Origin of the sequence: Sulfitobacter faviae (genome assembly GCF_029870955.1) — a bacterium.
Lineage (GTDB): Bacteria > Pseudomonadota > Alphaproteobacteria > Rhodobacterales > Rhodobacteraceae > Sulfitobacter > Sulfitobacter faviae.
The window spans coordinates 2,517,616-2,533,852 of sequence record NZ_PGFQ01000001.1 but is presented as its reverse complement, the minus strand read 5'-3'; the positions used below and the strand labels follow the sequence as shown (position 1 = coordinate 2,533,852).

The 16,237-nt window shown below is 63.7% G+C and carries 11 protein-coding genes and 3 pseudogenes; 8 read left to right on the top strand and 6 right to left on the bottom strand.

Annotation, left to right across the window (positions count from 1 at the left end; all coding sequences use genetic code 11):
* Positions 1-15: 15 nt before the first annotated feature.
* From gatB to CUR85_RS13015, 3 genes and pseudogenes are all read left to right on the top strand, one after another.
* Positions 16-1,529 (top strand): annotated as a pseudogene (gene gatB / locus CUR85_RS13025) (Asp-tRNA(Asn)/Glu-tRNA(Gln) amidotransferase subunit GatB).
* Between the two features lie 32 nt (positions 1,530-1,561).
* On the top strand, positions 1,562-2,011 hold the full coding sequence (locus CUR85_RS13020; protein ID WP_280322684.1) for a thioesterase family protein: 450 nt from the start codon (positions 1,562-1,564) through the stop codon (positions 2,009-2,011).
* A gap of 45 nt (positions 2,012-2,056) precedes the next feature.
* A complete protein-coding gene (locus CUR85_RS13015) occupies positions 2,057-2,584 on the top strand; it encodes a DUF4177 domain-containing protein (protein ID WP_280322683.1) in 528 nt (175 codons plus the stop codon).
* Here CUR85_RS13015 and CUR85_RS13010 read toward each other — a convergent pair.
* Positions 2,554-2,811, bottom strand: a complete 258-nt coding sequence (locus tag CUR85_RS13010) for a BolA family protein (RefSeq protein ID WP_067263286.1) — start codon at positions 2,809-2,811, stop codon at positions 2,554-2,556. The genes CUR85_RS13015 and CUR85_RS13010 overlap by 31 nt on opposite strands.
* 76 nt (positions 2,812-2,887) lie before the next feature.
* On the opposite strand from CUR85_RS13010, the gene CUR85_RS13005 reads away from it, so the two are divergent.
* The 5 genes and pseudogenes from CUR85_RS13005 (at position 2,888) to CUR85_RS12985 (ending at position 8,819) form a co-directional block, all read left to right on the top strand.
* Positions 2,888-3,514, top strand: coding sequence for a J domain-containing protein (locus CUR85_RS13005; protein WP_067263283.1), 627 nt, complete (start codon positions 2,888-2,890; stop codon positions 3,512-3,514).
* Positions 3,515-3,645: 131 nt separating this feature from the next.
* Positions 3,646-4,632, top strand: coding sequence for a cobaltochelatase subunit CobS (gene cobS, locus CUR85_RS13000; protein WP_067263280.1), 987 nt, complete (start codon positions 3,646-3,648; stop codon positions 4,630-4,632).
* Positions 4,633-4,737: 105 nt separating this feature from the next.
* Positions 4,738-6,615, top strand: a complete 1,878-nt coding sequence (gene cobT / locus CUR85_RS12995; protein ID WP_067263278.1) for a cobaltochelatase subunit CobT — start codon at positions 4,738-4,740, stop codon at positions 6,613-6,615.
* A gap of 42 nt (positions 6,616-6,657) precedes the next feature.
* Positions 6,658-8,445 (top strand): annotated as a pseudogene (locus tag CUR85_RS12990) (aminopeptidase P family protein).
* Positions 8,446-8,474: 29 nt separating this feature from the next.
* Positions 8,475-8,819, top strand: a complete 345-nt coding sequence (locus tag CUR85_RS12985) for a DUF427 domain-containing protein (RefSeq protein WP_067263273.1) — start codon at positions 8,475-8,477, stop codon at positions 8,817-8,819.
* 7 nt (positions 8,820-8,826) lie between these two features.
* Here the strand turns inward: CUR85_RS12985 and CUR85_RS12980 are convergent, their stop codons facing one another.
* The 5 genes and pseudogenes from CUR85_RS12980 to ftsZ all read right to left on the bottom strand — a co-directional run bounded on the left by CUR85_RS12980 (position 8,827) and on the right by ftsZ (position 16,124).
* Positions 8,827-10,512, bottom strand: a complete 1,686-nt coding sequence (locus CUR85_RS12980; protein ID WP_067263270.1) for a chloride channel protein — start codon at positions 10,510-10,512, stop codon at positions 8,827-8,829.
* A gap of 62 nt (positions 10,513-10,574) precedes the next feature.
* Positions 10,575-12,244, bottom strand: a pseudogene (gene recN, locus CUR85_RS12975) (DNA repair protein RecN).
* Positions 12,245-12,275: 31 nt separating this feature from the next.
* Positions 12,276-13,142 (bottom strand): outer membrane protein assembly factor BamD, encoded by an 867-nt coding sequence (locus CUR85_RS12970; protein WP_067263264.1) that lies wholly within the window; start codon positions 13,140-13,142, stop codon positions 12,276-12,278.
* Positions 13,143-13,382: 240 nt separating this feature from the next.
* Positions 13,383-14,306 (bottom strand): UDP-3-O-acyl-N-acetylglucosamine deacetylase, encoded by a 924-nt coding sequence (lpxC, locus tag CUR85_RS12965; protein ID WP_067263262.1) that lies wholly within the window; start codon positions 14,304-14,306, stop codon positions 13,383-13,385.
* Between the two features lie 207 nt (positions 14,307-14,513).
* Positions 14,514-16,124: a cell division protein FtsZ gene (ftsZ, locus tag CUR85_RS12960; RefSeq protein WP_067263259.1), complete on the bottom strand. Its 1,611-nt coding sequence runs from the start codon at positions 16,122-16,124 to the stop codon at positions 14,514-14,516.
* Between the last annotated feature and the right edge of the window lie 113 nt (positions 16,125-16,237).

The following is a 16,237-nucleotide window of genomic DNA, read 5'->3' as shown; positions in this document are numbered from 1 at the left end:
CCGAAGGCGGCCGCGATGCTTGATCTGAGTTACGACACCCCGAAACCGCGCGTGATTGCCGGTGCCAAACATGACTGGGAACTGGTCATCGGGATGGAGGTGCACGCGCAGGTCGCGTCGAACGCCAAGCTCTTCTCGGGCGCCTCGACCAAATTCGGCGCCGAGCCCAACAGCAACGTGGCCTTCGTCGATGCGGCGATGCCCGGCATGCTGCCGGTGATCAACGAATATTGCGTCGAACAGGCGGTGCGCACCGGTCTGGGCCTCAAGGCCGAGATCAATCTCAAATCCGCTTTCGACCGCAAGAACTACTTCTATCCCGACCTGCCGCAGGGCTACCAGATCAGCCAGCTTTACGAGCCCATCGTCGGCGAAGGCGAAGTGCTGGTGGAACTGGGCGACGGCACCGCGCGGCTGGTGCGGATCGAGCGCATCCACATGGAGCAGGACGCGGGCAAGTCGATCCACGACATGGACCCGAACATGTCCTTCGTCGACCTGAACCGGACCGGCGTCTGCCTGATGGAGATCGTCTCCCGCCCCGACATTCGCGGGCCGGAGGAAGCCGCCGCCTATCTCGCCAAGCTGCGCCAGATCATGCGCTACCTTGGCACCTGCAACGGCGACATGCAGTCGGGCGCCATGCGCGCGGACGTCAACGTCTCGGTTTGCCGTGTGGGTCAATATGAGAAGTATCAGGAAACGCAGGACTTCTCGCATCTTGGCACCCGCTGCGAGATCAAGAACATGAACTCCATGCGCTTTATCCAGCAGGCCATCGAAGTCGAAGCCAAACGCCAGATCGCGATTGTCGAAGCCGGTGGCGAGGTTGTGCAAGAAACCCGCCTCTTCGACCCCGACAAGCAGGAAACACGCTCCATGCGTTCCAAGGAAGAGGCGCATGACTACCGCTATTTCCCGGACCCCGACCTGCTGCCGCTGGAAATCGAACAGGCATGGGTGGACGACATCAAAGCCAATCTGCCCGAACTGCCGGACGAAAAGAAATCCCGTTTCATCAATGACTTCGGCCTGTCGGACTACGACGCCTCCGTGCTGACCGCAGATCTCGACAGCGCGGGCTATTTTGAGGCCGTGGCGCAGGGCCGCGATGGCAAGATGGCTGCGAACTGGGTCATCAACGAGCTTTTCGGTCGCCTCAAGAAAGACGACAAGGGCATCACCGAAAGCCCCGTCACCCCGGCGCAATTGGGCAGCATTGTCGATCTGATCGCCTCGGATGCGATTTCCGGCAAGATCGCCAAGGAAGTCTTTGAAATCGCCTATACAACCGGGCGCGAGCCGGAAGAGGTCGTGGAGACTGAGGGCCTCAAGCAGGTGACCGACACGGGCGCCATTGAGACGGCAGTGGACGAGATCATCGCCGCCAACCCCGCGCAGGTCGAAAAGGCCCAGCAGAACCCGAAGCTGGCGGGCTGGTTCGTCGGTCAGGTGATGAAGGCCACGGGCGGCAAGGCCAACCCAAGGCCGTCAACGAAATCGTGTCGCGCAAGCTCGCCCAGCAATGAGCGACGCCCCGGCCCCCTTCCGTTCGGGCGAGATGACAGTTCTCCCCGAATGGATCGATTTCAACGGCCATTTGAACATGGCCTATTACAACGTCCTGTTCGATCAGGGCGTTGACCAAGCCTATGGCGAAATCGGTCTGGGGCCGGAGTATCAACGCACGGGTTGCACCACCTATGTGGCTGAATTTCACGTCTGCTACCTGCGCGAACTGCATGAGGGTGACCGCGTCTATACCACCTTCCAATTGCTCGACCATGACGAGAAGCGGTTTCACAGCTTTCAGGAACTGTGGCACGTCGACGGCTGGCTTGCCGCCACCGCCGAGGGGCTGACGCTGCATGTGGACCAGTCCGGCCCGCGTGTGGCCCCCATGCCGGACCACATCCTGACCCGTCTTGACGCGATGCGCCGCAGCCATGCCAAACTGCCCAAACCGGCGCAGGCCGGTCGCAGCATCGGCATCCGCCGCAAATCCGCCTGAAACTCACCTGACGCGGCTTATGTCGCCAACCCAGCCGAGGCCCCTATGCGCTACGAATACAAGATCCTTCCCGCCCCCAGCAAAGGGCAGAAAGCCAAAGGTCTGAAGGCCCCCGAAGCGCGTTTCGCCAAAACCTTGGAAGAATGCCTGAACGAACAAGCCGCCGAGGGCTGGGAATACCAGCGGGCCGAGACCTTGCCTTCGCAAGAGCGTTCGGGCCTGACCTCGACCACCACGGAATGGCGCAACGTGCTGGTGTTCCGCCGCTTGGCGACTGCTGCAGGCCAGCAGGAGGATGGCGATCTGCTGCCGCCCGCCACTGCTGCCGCAACGCCTGCCTTGGCCGCCACGATCGAAGGCGAAGACACCGCGCTTCAGGCCGATGCGCCCGCCTCCATCACGCCCGAGGATGACGTGCCCGCGAAAGAGGAACCCGCCAAAGCGGCGACGCCGCCTGCGTTTCTGTCCGGCCCTCAGCGGATGAAGCTTCGCCGCAGGGCAGCGACGAAGACGACGATAAGACAAAGCCCTAAACGCGGCGCTTATTCGTCCAGATCAAGCGCCAGCGCGTGAATGCGCCCCATCAGGTCCGGCCCCAAAGCGCTGTGCACCGCCCGGTGCCGCGCCAGCCGGTTCTGGCCCTTGAAACGCTCTGACCGGATGCGCACGTTAAAGTGGCTTTCGCCCCCCTCCTGAAATCCAGCATGACCGCGATGGCTTTCGCTGTCATCCACCACTTCCAGTTCACGCGGCGCAAAAGCGGCTTCCAGCCGATCCGAAATCTCTTGTGTTGTGGACATGTTTTTACCCCCGGCCCCTTCAATCCTGCGACGCAGGGTATATGGTGACCGGCCTGAGTCGGAAAGGTCTATCCACATGCCAAAACCTGATCCCTTCGGATTCGACATGTCCGTGTCGTCCTCCAAAAAGAAAAACCCCCGCGGCCGCCGCGGCATGTCCGGTGCGTCGGAAACCTCGACCCGGATTTGCGACCACGAAGGCTGCGACGAGCCGGGCAAGTTCCGCGCCCCCAAAGCGCCCGATGTGCTGGATGACTACTTCTGGTTCTGCCAGAAACACGTGCGCGAATATAACGCGAAGTGGAGCTTCTTTGACGGCACCACCGAGGCCGAGATGAACGCGCAGATGTCCAAGGACAAGGTCTGGGAGCGCAGCACCAAACCACTGGGCGACCCCGAGCAGCGCGCATGGGCCCGTCTTGGCATCGAAGACCCCCATCAGGTCTTGGGCAAGAACGCGACCCAGAACCCCGGCAAGGGCCAGCAAGCGGGCCGCCGCCTGCCGCCCACCGAACGCCGCGCGATCGAGATTCTCGAGGCCAAGGACACTTGGACAAAGCCCGAGGTTCGCAAAGCCTACAAAGCGCTGATCAAAGTGCTGCACCCGGATATGAACGGCGGTGACCGCAGTCAGGAAGAGCAGTTGCAACTGGTCGTCTGGGCATGGGACCAGATCAAGGGCAGCCGCAACTTCAAGGACTGATCCCGCGACCGGACCAGCGGCCGGTTGCGGATAATGCCAGTTGCCCCCTTCCCCTTGCGGATATGCACGATATGTTGCACCAGATACGCGCGCGGCCCCGACCGCGCGCCTAAGGAAAAGGATGACGAGCGATGGCCGACGGTGCACTGGAACATGACATGAAACCCACCGAAGAGGTCTCGGTGCGCGATGTCTTTGGCATCGACACCGATATGGTCGTCAAGGGTTTCCCGCAGCGCACCAGCCGCGTGCCGGACATCGACAGCACCTATAAGTTCGACCCCGACACCACGCTGGCGATCCTCGCAGGCTTTAGCCACAACCGCCGCGTCATGATCCAAGGCTACCACGGCACGGGCAAATCGACCCATATCGAACAGGTCGCCGCTCTGCTGAACTGGCCCACCGTGCGCGTCAACCTCGACAGCCACATCAGCCGGATCGACCTCATCGGCAAAGACGCGATCAAGCTGCGCGACGGCAAACAGGTCACCGAATTCCACGAGGGCATCCTGCCTTGGGCCCTGCGCAACCCGACCGCGATTGTCTTTGACGAATATGACGCAGGCCGCGCCGATGTGATGTTCGTGATCCAGCGCGTGCTGGAGCATGACGGCAAGCTGACGCTGATGGATCAGAACGAGATCATCACCCCGCACCCCTATTTCCGCCTCTTCGCCACGGCCAACACCGTGGGCCTGGGCGACACCACCGGGCTTTACCACGGCACCCAGCAGATCAACCAAGCGCAGATGGACCGTTGGAGCCTTGTCGCCACGCTGAACTACCTCAGCATCGACGCCGAGACCGCGATCGTGCTGGCGAAAAACCCGCATTACAACACCGAGAAGGGCCGCAAAACCCTCAAGCAGATGGTCACCGTGGCCGACCTCACCCGCACTGCCTTCATGAATGGTGAACTTTCGACCGTGATGAGCCCGCGCACCGTGATCGCATGGGCGCAGAACGCCGAGATCTTCCGCAATGTGGGCTATGCCTTCCGGCTGTCCTTCCTCAACAAATGCGATGAGCTTGAGCGTCAGACCGTGGCCGAGTTCTACCAGCGTTTGTTCGACGAGGAACTGCCCGAAAGCGCGGCCAGCCTGAGCTTGGGCTAAGCCGCCCCGGCGGGTTCGCTCGCCGCCCTGCAGGACGCGTTTCGGCACGCAAAGGCGCCCTGCCCTTCCCAGACGCGCGCCTGCCTGACAGACAAGGGGACCGGCATGAGTAAACAAAGCGACAACCCCGCTGACGCGTTCAAAAAGGCGCTGGCCGAGGCGACCAAGGTCATGGCCGATGACGCCGAACTGACGGTCAGCTACTCGGTCGACCCCTCGGGGCTTTCCGGCGACGCGATGCGCCTGCCGCAGGTGAGCCGCCGGATGACCCGCGAAGAGGTGCTGCTGGCGCGCGGCACCGCCGATGCGCTGGCGCTGAACCGCCGCTACCACGATGCCGCGACCCACGCCCGCTATGCGCCCCAAGGCGACATGGCGCGCGAGCTTTACGAGGCGATGGAGACAGCGCGTTGTGAGGCCATGGGCGCGCGCGACATGCCCGGCACCGCCGGCAACATCGACGTCAAGATCAAGCACGAGGCCCTGCGCCGCGGCTACGATCAGGCCAAACAGGCCAGCGACGTGCCGCTCTCGGTCGCGGCGGGTTATATGGTGCGCCATCTGGCCACCGGTCGCCCCCTGCCCGCAGGGGCCGAGAACGCGATGGAACTCTGGCGCGGCTTTATCGAAGATCAGGCGGGCGGCACGCTCGAAGGGATCGACGGCAGCCTTGCCGATCAGGCGGATTTCGCGCGGCTGGCCCGCAAGATGATCTCGGACCTCGGCTATGGCGATCAGTTGGGCGACGATCCCGACAGCCAAGACGAGGATCAAGAGGATCAGGCCGAAGAGGGCACCGAAGAAGAACAGGATCCCGACAGCACCGGCCAAGACGATCAGGACGAGGAAGAGGCCGAAGGCACCCCCGAGAACAGCCAAGAGCAGCAGCAAGACGAAAGTCAGGCGCAGGTCTCGATGGATGACGAGGCCGATCAGGAGCTGGGCGACGAGGCGGAGATGCCCGAGGGCGACGCGCCGATGGACCCGCCGCCCCCGCCGCCCGTCTCGGACGCCGACCCGGAATACCGTGTCTATCAGGGCGAGCATGACGAGGTGATCGGGGCCGAGGAACTGGCCGAGCCAATCGAATTGGAACGCCTGCGCGCCTATCTGGACCAGCAGCTCGAGCCGCTGAAAGGCGCTGTGGGCCGTCTGGCGAATAAGTTGCAGCGCCGCTTGCAGGCGCAGCAAAACCGCTCGTGGGAATTCGACCTTGAAGAGGGCACGTTGGACGCGGGCCGTCTGGCGCGGGTGGTGGCCAACCCCACGACGCCGCTCAGCTTCAAGATCGAAAAGGACACCGAGTTCCGCGACACTGTTGTGACGCTGCTCTTGGACAACTCCGGCTCCATGCGGGGCCGCCCGATCTCCATCGCCGCGATCTGCGCCGATGTGCTGGCCCGCACGCTGGAGCGCTGCAACGTGAAGGTCGAGATCCTTGGCTTTACCACCCGCGCGTGGAAGGGCGGACAGGCGCGCGAGGCGTGGCTCAACGATGGCCGCCCCGCGCAGCCCGGACGGCTGAACGATCTGCGCCACATCATCTACAAAAGCGCCGACGCCCCATGGCGCCGGACGCGGGACCACTTGGGTCTGATGATGAAAGAGGGTCTGCTGAAAGAGAATATCGACGGTGAGGCGCTGGAATGGGCCCACCGGCGGATGCTGGCCCGGCATGAGGCGCGCAAGATCCTCATGGTGATTTCCGACGGCGCGCCGGTGGATGACAGCACCCTGTCAGTGAACCCGGCCAACTATCTGGAAAAACACCTCCGCGACGTGATCGCCATGGTCGAGAAACGCCGCGCGGTCGAGCTTTTGGCCATTGGCATCGGCCATGACGTGACGCGTTATTACGACCGCGCCGTCACGATCACGGATGTGGATCAGCTTGCCGGGGCGATGACCGAGCAGCTCGCAGCGCTCTTTGACAGCGATCCGCGGAAACGGGCGCGTGTCATGGGCATGCGCCGCGTGGGCTGAACCGTCGGATCGGTATTTGAGAAAGGATGAAGGAGGGGCCGCGTGTTCCAGAGTTTCGAGGTCACCGCGCGTCCGGAACAGGGTCCCCGCGTTTGGCGGCGCTGCGTGCGGAATTGCAGGCGGCGGGCTTGGACGGGTTTCTCGTGCCGCGCGCCGATGCGCATCAGGGTGAGTATGTCGCCCCGCGGGATGATCGGCTGGCTTGGTTGACGGGGTTCACCGGCTCTGCCGGGTTCTGTGCGGCGCTGCGCGATGTGGCGGGTGTTTTCATCGACGGGCGCTATCGGACGCAGGTCAAAGCGCAGGTGGCGGATGTCTTTACCCGGTGCCTTGGCCCGAGGTGTCTTTGGCCGATTGGTTGAAGGATCAATTGCCCGAGGGCGGCGTGGTTGGTTTCGATCCGATGCTGCATACGCCCGCGCAGATGGATCTTTTGTTTGAGGCCTTGGCGGGGTCTGGCATCGAGATGCGGCGCGTCTCGAATATGGTCGACCGTATTTGGGAAGACCAGCCTGATGCGCCGATGGGCAGGGTGGCGGCGCATCCTGAGCGTTTTGCCGGGGAAAGCCATGAGGCCAAGCGCCGGCGTCTGGCCGCTGATTTGCGCGCGGCGGGGCAGAAGGCGGCATTGATCACCCTGCCCGACAGCCACAACTGGTTGCTGAACATTCGCGGGCAGGACATTCCGCGCAACCCGGTGGCGCATGGTTTTGCCGTGTTGCATGACGATGCGCGGGTCGATCTGTTCATGGCGGCTGAGAAGCTCGTGGATGTGGAGGACCATCTGGGGCCAGAGGTGGTGCAGCGGGATCCTGAGGGGCTGCCAGATTACCTGCGCGCGCTTGAGGGGCCGGTGCGGCTTGATCGGCAGTCGGCCCCGCTGTTGTTCGCGGATTTGCTGGGGGATCGGGCGCAGGCTGGTGAAGACCCCTGCGCCTTGCCCAAGGCCTGCAAGAATGACGCCGAGATTGCCGGGGCGGCTGAGGCGCATTTGCGCGATGGTGCCGCGATGGTCGAGCTGCTCGCTTGGCTGGATGCGCAGGCGCCCGGCACAGTCACTGAGACGGAGGTCGTGCAGCAGTTGGAAGGCCTGCGCCGCCGCGACCCCGCGCTGCGCGACATCAGTTTCGAGACGATCTCGGGCACCGGGGCGAATGGGGCGATCATCCATTACCGGGTGAATGAAGAGACCGATACCGTCTTGCAGGAGGGGCATCTCTTGGTGCTCGACAGCGGGGGCAGTATCTGGACGGCACCACCGATATCACCCGCACCATTGCCATCGGCAGCCCCGATCCGGAGGCGCGCGCGGCTTTCACGCGGGTGCTTTCGGGGATGATTGCCATGAGCCGCCTGCGCTGGCCACGCGGACTTGCAGGGCGGGATATCGAGATGCTGGGCCGTTTGCCGCTTTGGATGGCGGGGCAGGATTTCGATCACGGTTTGGGCCATGGGGTGGGCGCCTATCTGTCGGTCCATGAGGGGCCGCAGCGGTTGAGCCAGATGAGCCATGTGCCGCTGGAACCGGGTATGATCCTCAGCAATGAGCCGGGTTATTACCGCGAGGGGGCTTTTGGCATTCGGATCGAAAACCTATTGGTGGTGCAAGAAGCCCCCGCCCTGCCCGGCGGCGACGCGCATCGCGAAATGCTCGATTGGCGCACGCTGACGCTGGTGCCGATCGATCGGCGTTTGATTGATGTGGCGGCGCTCAGCCCTGAGGCGCGGGACTGGTTGAACGCCTATCACCGCGACGTGGCGGAAAAGATCGGGCCGCGGGTATCACCTGTTACAAAACTGTGGTTGGATGCGGCAACGGCGCCCCTGTGAGCGTCCGATTTAAGTAAAGGGGGTACGGCATGGCCGACCATATCAAGATTACTCCGGCTGAGGGCACATGGGTTGTTCGCGCTGGCGGGGCCGTATTGGGCGAGTCCACGGGCGCGCTGGAACTGCACGAGGGGGACCATCCGCCGGTGATCTATTTCCCGCGTGGCGACATCGCCATGGCTTTCCTTGATGGCACGGATAAGACCAGCCATTGCCCGCATAAGGGCGATGCGACCTATTTCTCGGTGGTGACCAAGAGCCGCACCTTGCAGGACGCCGTGTGGTCTTACGAAGACCCGAAAGCCGATGTGGCCGCGATCAAAGGCTATTTGGCTTTCAACCCGATGGAAGAGATCGCCATCGAACGGATCTGAGCGCGGCTCAGGAATGCTCCTCTGCCGCCGTGGCGGCGAGGGCGCGGTTATAGGCTTTCAGCGCATCGACGTGGAACAGCGCGCCCAGCAGTTCGGGCGGCGCATCCGCGCTGAGGGTGACCACCGGGATAAAGTTGGAATGGGTCTGGTCGAACAGCGGCAAAGCGGCCTCTAGCGTGGCGCTGCCGTCGATATAGGTGCCCTTGTCGATCAAGTCCCAACAGGCGTCTTCCGAAGCCGCGTCTTCGTCATCGGGGCGGCGCATGATGCGGCCCACCATGAACATTGAGAGCAGATAGGCCTGCGGACCTGCGGCCAGATGGATGCCGCGCCTCTCCATCTGGGTGAGGAAGAAGGACCGGTCGACCAGCCGGGAGGCCAGCGCGGTCGACATGCTGACGGCGACCATCACGGCCAGACCGGTCTGCCAGTCGCCCGTCATCTCAAACACGATGAGAGTGGTTGAAATCGGCGCGCCCAGCACGGCGGCGGCCACCGCCCCCATCCCCGCCAAAGCATAGAGCGAGGAAGAGCCCGAAATTTCGGGGAAGACACCGGTGGCGATGATCCCGAAGCCAAGCCCGGTCAGAGCGCCCAGCATCAGCGAGGGCGAGAACACCCCACCGCCCATGCGCCCGCCGAGCGTGATCGCCACGGCGGCGACCTTGAGCACGGCAAAGATGATCGCCTCATGCAGCACCAGTTCGCCGACCAGCGCGCGCGAGGTCGTCTCATAGCCCACGCCGATGATATGGGGAAACCAGAGCGCGATGACCCCAAGGATCGCCCCCGCCACCGCCGGGCGCAGCCAGCGGGCAAGGCCGGTGCGGGCTTGCAAGTAGTTGCCGAAATCTTCGGCCCAGAAGATCGCGCGCATCAGCACGACCGAGACCAGACCGCAGGTCAGCCCCAAAAGCAGGAAGGCGGGCAGTTCGACGTAGAATTGCACGTCGCCAAGGCCCGGCAAGACGAATTCCGTGAGCCCGCCGAACTCCAGCCGGTTGATGACCGTGCCTGCGGCGGAGGCGATGACGATGGGGGCAAAGGCATGGACGGCGAAATGGCGCAGCACAACTTCGAGGGCAAAGAGCGCGCCAGCGATGGGCGCGTTGAAGCTGGCCGAGACCGCCGCCGCCACGGCGCAGCCCAACAGATCCCGCCCGGTGATCCCATCGGCCTTGATAAAGCGGCTGACCTTGGTTGAGATCACGGCGGCGAGATGCACCACCGGCCCTTCGCGGCCCGATGAGCCGCCCGTGGACAGGGTGATGAGCGAGGCCAGCGCCGAGGCCACCCCGGCGCGCGTCTCAACCCGTCCGTCGTGCATGGCAGCGCCGAGGATCACATCGCCCACGCTGCGCGCGCGCCCGTCGCGGGTGAAACGGTGCAGGATCAACCCCACAAGCAACCCGCCCAAGGTCGGGATCAGCACCACCCAATACCACGGCAGCCCGGCAAGGAAGCTGTGCAGGAATTGCACATCGTCCGTGCCGTAAAGCGTGGCCTGCAACCAGTTGATACCCTTGCGAAAGAACAGGGCGGCAAAGCCCGCGGCGATGCCCACCAGCAGCGCGATAAACCAGAATGTGACCTTCCCCGGGCCGCGGGTGCGCAGCACCGTCCAGCCCTGTTTGCAGCCGCCAAGCGCCTGCTGAAGTTGTTGGGAAAAGAAAGCGTTATCTTGCGAAGGCATGGGACTAAGACCAGTTGAACCCTTTCTGTCTAGGGCAAGCTGACCTTGGGTAAAACCGCCATTTAAGAAGTCGTCGCGCCCTGTTGCCCGTTGAGCAATGCCTCCGCCGCCGCGCGGGCCGCATCGGTGATCGTATCGCCCGCGAGCATTCGGGCGACCTCATCAACGCGCTCTTCGGCGGCAAGGGGGGTGACGGTCGAGGTGGTCATGCCCTTGGTCACCGATTTCGCCACACGCCAGTGATGCGCGCCAAGGGCTGCGACCTGCGGCGAATGGGTGACGACCAAGACCTGCCCTCGGCGGCCAATGCCTTCAGGCGGCGGCCCACGGCATCGGCGGTGGCGCCCCCTACCCCACGGTCGATCTCGTCAAAGATCAGGGTGAGGCCGGATTGGGTCTGGGTCAGGCAAACCTTCAGCGCCAAGAGGAACCGGCTCAACTCCCCGCCCGAGGCGATTTTGCCCAAGGGTCCGGCAGGCGCGCCCGGGTTTGTGGCGACGGTGAAAGAGACCGCATCGCGCCCCTCGGGGCCTGCGGGTTCCTCGGTCAATTGCGTCTGGAACACTGCGCGTTCCATCTTGAGCGGGGCAAGCTCTGCCGCCACGGATTTGTCGAGCTTGGCCGCGGCCTTGCGCCGCTTCTCGGTCAGCGCAGTGGCCTGTTCGTCGTAAAGCGCCTGCGCTTCGCGGACGGCTTTCTCCAGCCCCTCCTGCGCCGCTTCGCCCGCATCGAGCGCGTCGAGCTTGGCGCGCAGCGTGTCGGCGAAACCGGCAAGTTCATCGGGCTGCACGTCATGTTTGCGCGCAAGGCCGCGGATCGCAAAAAGCCGCTCTTCGCAGGCTTCCAACTCATAGGGGTCGAACGACATGCCGTCGATCGCATCGGCCACACCGGACATCGCCTCGTCCAATTCCACCATGGCGCGGTTGAGCGCGGCGAGCGGGCCCTCCAGCGCGCCTTCGGCCTTGTCGGCCACCCCGTCGAGCCAGCGCAGCGCGTCGCCCATGGCGGTCTCTGCGCCGCCTTGGCCCAACAACTCATAGGCGTTGACCACATCGCGGCGGATTTTCTCGGCCCCCTGCATCTGGCGGCGGCGGGTGTCGAGGGCGGCCTCCTCCCCCGCTTCGGGGTCGAGCTTGTCCAACTCGGCCACGGCGTGACGCAGGAACTCTTCCTCGGCGGCGATGGCCTCGCGTTCGGCAGCGGCAGCGGCGGCGGCTTTGCGGGCGGCGCCGAGGGCATTCCACGCCTCGCGCAGCTTGGCAATCGCCCGGGCATTCCCGGCGTAATCGTCCAAAATGGCACGATGGCCCCGCGGGTTGAGCAGGCCGCGGTCATCATGCTGGCCGTGCAGTTCCACCAATGTCTCGGACAGGCGGCGCAGCACCTCACCCGAACAGCGGCGGTCATTGACCCAAGCGGTCTTGCGCCCGTCGGAGGTGTTGATGCGGCGCAGGATCAATTCATCTCCGGCAGGCAGGCCCGCCTCTTCCAGCACCGCATGGGCCGGGTGGCCGGGCGGAAGATCGAACCACGCGGTCACCTCACCCTGTTCGGCCCCTTGGCGCACCAGATCGGCACGCCCGCGCCAGCCCAGAACGAAGCCGAGCGAATCCAAAAGGATCGACTTGCCCGCGCCGGTCTCACCGGTCAGCACGTTCAGCCCCGGCTGGAAGCCAAGCTCCAGCCGGTCGATGATCAGCATGTCTGAAATATCAAGTCCGCGCAGCATCTAGAACCGTCGGGTGGGCGATCCCACCCCCTTAAAGCCACTCGCCCTTGATGGTCTGGCGATAGGCTGCACCCAGCCAATTGTCTTTGTAAAAGGCAGGCTCAAGGCCGCGCCCGGTCAGCAGTTTGTAGCTGTCCTCATACCATTCGGAGCCCCGGTAGTTGTGGCCAAGGATGGCCCCCGCCGTCTGCGCCTCATGGTTCAGGCCGAGCGACAGATAAGCTTCGACCAGACGGTGCAGCGCTTCGGCGGTGTGGGTGGTGGTCTGGAAATCCTCGACCACGACGCGGAAGCGATTGATCGCGGCGGTATAGTGATCGCGGCGCAGGTAGTAGCGGCCAATCTCCATCTCCTTGCCCGCCAGATGGTCGAAGGCGAGGTCGAATTTCAGGATCGCGGAGCGGGCATATTCGCTGTCCGGGTAGCCTTCGATCACGGCGCGCAGAGATTGCAACGCTTGGAAGGTCAGCCCTTGGTCGCGGCCCACTTCGTCGATCTGGTCGTAATAGCTCAGCGCCAAGAGGTACTGCGCATAGGCGGCATCGTCATCGGCGGGGTAGAAATCAATGAAGCGCTGCGCGGCGGAGCGGCTGTTGGGATAGTCCTGATCCTTGTGATAGGCGAAAGCCTGCATGATCAGGGCGCGTTTGGCCCATTCGGAATAGGGATAGAGACGCTCGATCTCGGCGAAATAAAATGCCGCTTCGCCGGGGTTGTTGTTGGTCAGCTCATATTCGCCGCGCTCGAAAATCTGCTCAGCCGAATAGGTTTCAAGCGGGATTTCCTGCGGGTTGAAGAAGTTCCCATCAGAGCGTCCGTCACCACCGCCGCAGGCTGCCAATGTCGCGACCAGAAGCACCGCACTGATCGTCCGCTTGCGCGATCCCGCTACCGTCATGCCCGCACCCCTTGCATCGTCCAACCCATGGTCTTTGACCCTCTTGCGCATGTGACTAGCACAATAAACTGCGTTGCAAAACGCCCATTCCGCCCCCGTCCGCAGGCGGCTGCGCGGCGGCGCATCGCTGGGTCAGGCTTGTCACTTCGGCTTAGTGAATACAAGGCATTGGCAGGGCGTTCAATGGCACTTCGCCGCCTAAGCGCCCTGCGCTTTGCGGTGCTGCTCCCCACCCCGGGATCAGGCAACCTGTGGGATTTCGTTCCAGATCAGGCCGGAGCCGGGCAGCCGCGCCGTTTGCGCTGCATCGCAGGCCACCAGACGCACGGCATCCGGCGTGGCAAAGAGCGCGCGCAGCAGCGTGTTGGTCAGCGAATGGCCCGCGCGTTTGCCTTCGTAATGGCCCAAAAGCGGCGCCCCGGCCAGCGCCAGATCGCCGAGCGCATCGAGCATCTTGTGGCGCACAGGCTCATCCGCGTGGCGCAGGCCGCCGGGGCTGACGACGGCATCGCCATCGAAAACCACCGCGTTCTCACCCGCTTCGCCACCAAGCGCCAGACCATTGGCCTGCATCGCCTCGACATCCGCCTGACGGCAGAAGGTGCGGCTGTCGCAGAGTTCACGCGCGAAGGAGCCGTTGTTCATCACCAGCGACTTGCGCTGCTGGCCGATGGCGGCATCGGCAAAGTCGATCTCAAAGTCGATGCGCAGCGTATCCGCGGGCGAGATCGTCGCAACCGCGTCGCCATCCTGCACGGTAACGGTTTTCAGCACTTCGAAGGCCATCACGGGGGCTGCAAGCTGGCGCAGACCGCGCTGCATGATCCCGCGCACGAAAGGCAGCGAGGAGCCATCAAGGATCGGCACTTCGGGGCCGTCGATCTCAATCAAAAGGTTATGGATGCCACAGCCCGCCACGGCGGCCATCAGATGCTCGACGGTCGAGATCGAAAGGCCGGTGGGGTTTTCCAGCTTGGTGCAGAGCGGCGAGCGGTTCACCGCGTCCCAGCGGGCGGGGATCAGACGGTCACCGACCGCCACATCGCTGCGCGAGAACCAGATGCCGTGATGGGCCGACGCCGGGCGCAGTGTCACCGTCGCAGGCAGACCGGAGTGCAGGCCTGTGCCAGTAAAACTTACCGCTGATTTGATCGTTGTCTGCACCGGGTCATCCTCAAGCTTCGAACATCTTCTTGTGTGTTGAACTCTGGATTAAGGGGCAGGTTCGTTTTGCTCAACTCAATCTTTGCAACGGTCTGAAACATCACTGCAACATTTGAGCACGGCTACGCTTACCCGGGAGCAAGGCGTTGTTCTAAAACAAAAAAGGGCCGCCCTAAGGCAGCCCTTTCGTCATTCATCGTGATCAGTTCAGTTGGCCTGACGGCGCAGGAACGCGGGGATTTCGATGCGTTCTTGATCGGGATCGTTGTTTTCCTGCGGCTGCGGCGCGGCGGCAGAGGCGCGGGTTTGCACCGGCGGCTGCTGGCGCGCGGGGCGGGCTTGCGCTTCGCCTTCGGCGTGGCCGGTCATCCGATTGATCAGGGAGTTGATGCCGAAACGGCCCTTGTCGCCCTGCTCACCCTGCTGCTGCTGGGCCTGACGGTGCTGCTCGGGCGCGGCCTTCTGTGCGGCGGCGCGCAGGCGGGCCAGCGCTTCGGGGGACGGTGTGCCGGGGGTCGGCGCACGCGGTGCGACGAAGGCTTCGGGCTCGGCTTCGATGTTCTCTTCCTGACGCGGCTCGAATGCGGCGACCTCAGGCTGGTACGCCGGTGCGGGCAGACCGTCGTCGTCTTCGACAACGTTCTCGTCCTCATACTGGTCCTGCTCGCGCTGTGTCGGCTGGAGGTCTTGGAACAGGGCGGCCTGTTCGACTTCCTGCGGCGCTTCGGCGGCCACGGAGGCAGCGACCGGCGCCTGTGCGGCGGACACCTGCGCCACATCGTCAACCGATACGTTCTGACGCAAAGGCTGGCTCATGGAGCGGCGCGGGACCGGGATTTCGGTGTTCACATCAGTGGCGTCGATGCCGGTTGCGACAACGCTGACGCGCATCAGGCCACCAAGGCTTTCGTCCAGCGTGGAGCCGACGATGATGTTCGCTTCGGGGTCCACTTCCTCGCGAATGCGGTTGGCCGCTTCGTCGAGTTCGAACAGGGTAAGGTCCTGACCGCCGGTGATGTTGATGAGCACGCCCTTGGCACCGCGCAGGCTGATTTCGTCCAGCAGCGGGTTGGCGATGGCTTTCTCGGCGGCTTGGATGGCGCGATCTTCGCCCTCGGCCTCGCCCGTTCCCATCATCGCCTTGCCCATCTCGTCCATCACGGCGCGGACATCGGCGAAGTCGAGGTTGATGAGACCCGGACGGACCATCAGGTCGGTCACGCCCTTCACACCTTGGTACAGCACGTCATCGGCAAGCGAGAAGGCTTCGGTGAAGGTGGTCTTTTCGTTCGCCAGACGGAAGAGGTTCTGGTTCGGAATGATGATCAGCGTGTCGACGACCTTTTGCAGCGTCTCGACGCCGTCTTCGGCCTGACGCATGCGCTTGGCGCCTTCGAATTGGAAGGGCTTGGTCACGACGCCGACGGTCAGCACGCCCAGTTCACGCGCGGCCTGCGCGATGATCGGAGCCGCCCCGGTGCCGGTGCCGCCGCCCATGCCGGCGGTGATGAAGCACATATGCGCGCCGGCAAGGTGGTCGACGATCTGTTCGATGCTCTCTTCGGCAGCGGCAGCACCCACAGAGGCACGCGCGCCCGCACCCAGACCTTCGGTGACTTTGATGCCCAGTTGCACGCGGTTCTCGGCCTGAGCCTGCTGCAACGCCTGTGCGTCGGTGTTGGCCACGACGAAATCAACACCGTCAAGTTGCTTTTCGATCATGTTATTGACCGCGTTGCCGCCTGCCCCGCCAACACCGAAGACGGTGATACGGGGTTTCAGATCATCATGTCCTGGCATTGAAAGGTTGAGTGTCATGTGCTGTCCGCCTGTCCAGTTAACCGCGTTCTGCGGGAGTTTTTCGACCAAATTTACCCGACCCTACCGGGCTAGGGCCGCATCGTCACCTAAAAAACATCGTTTTGACGCTA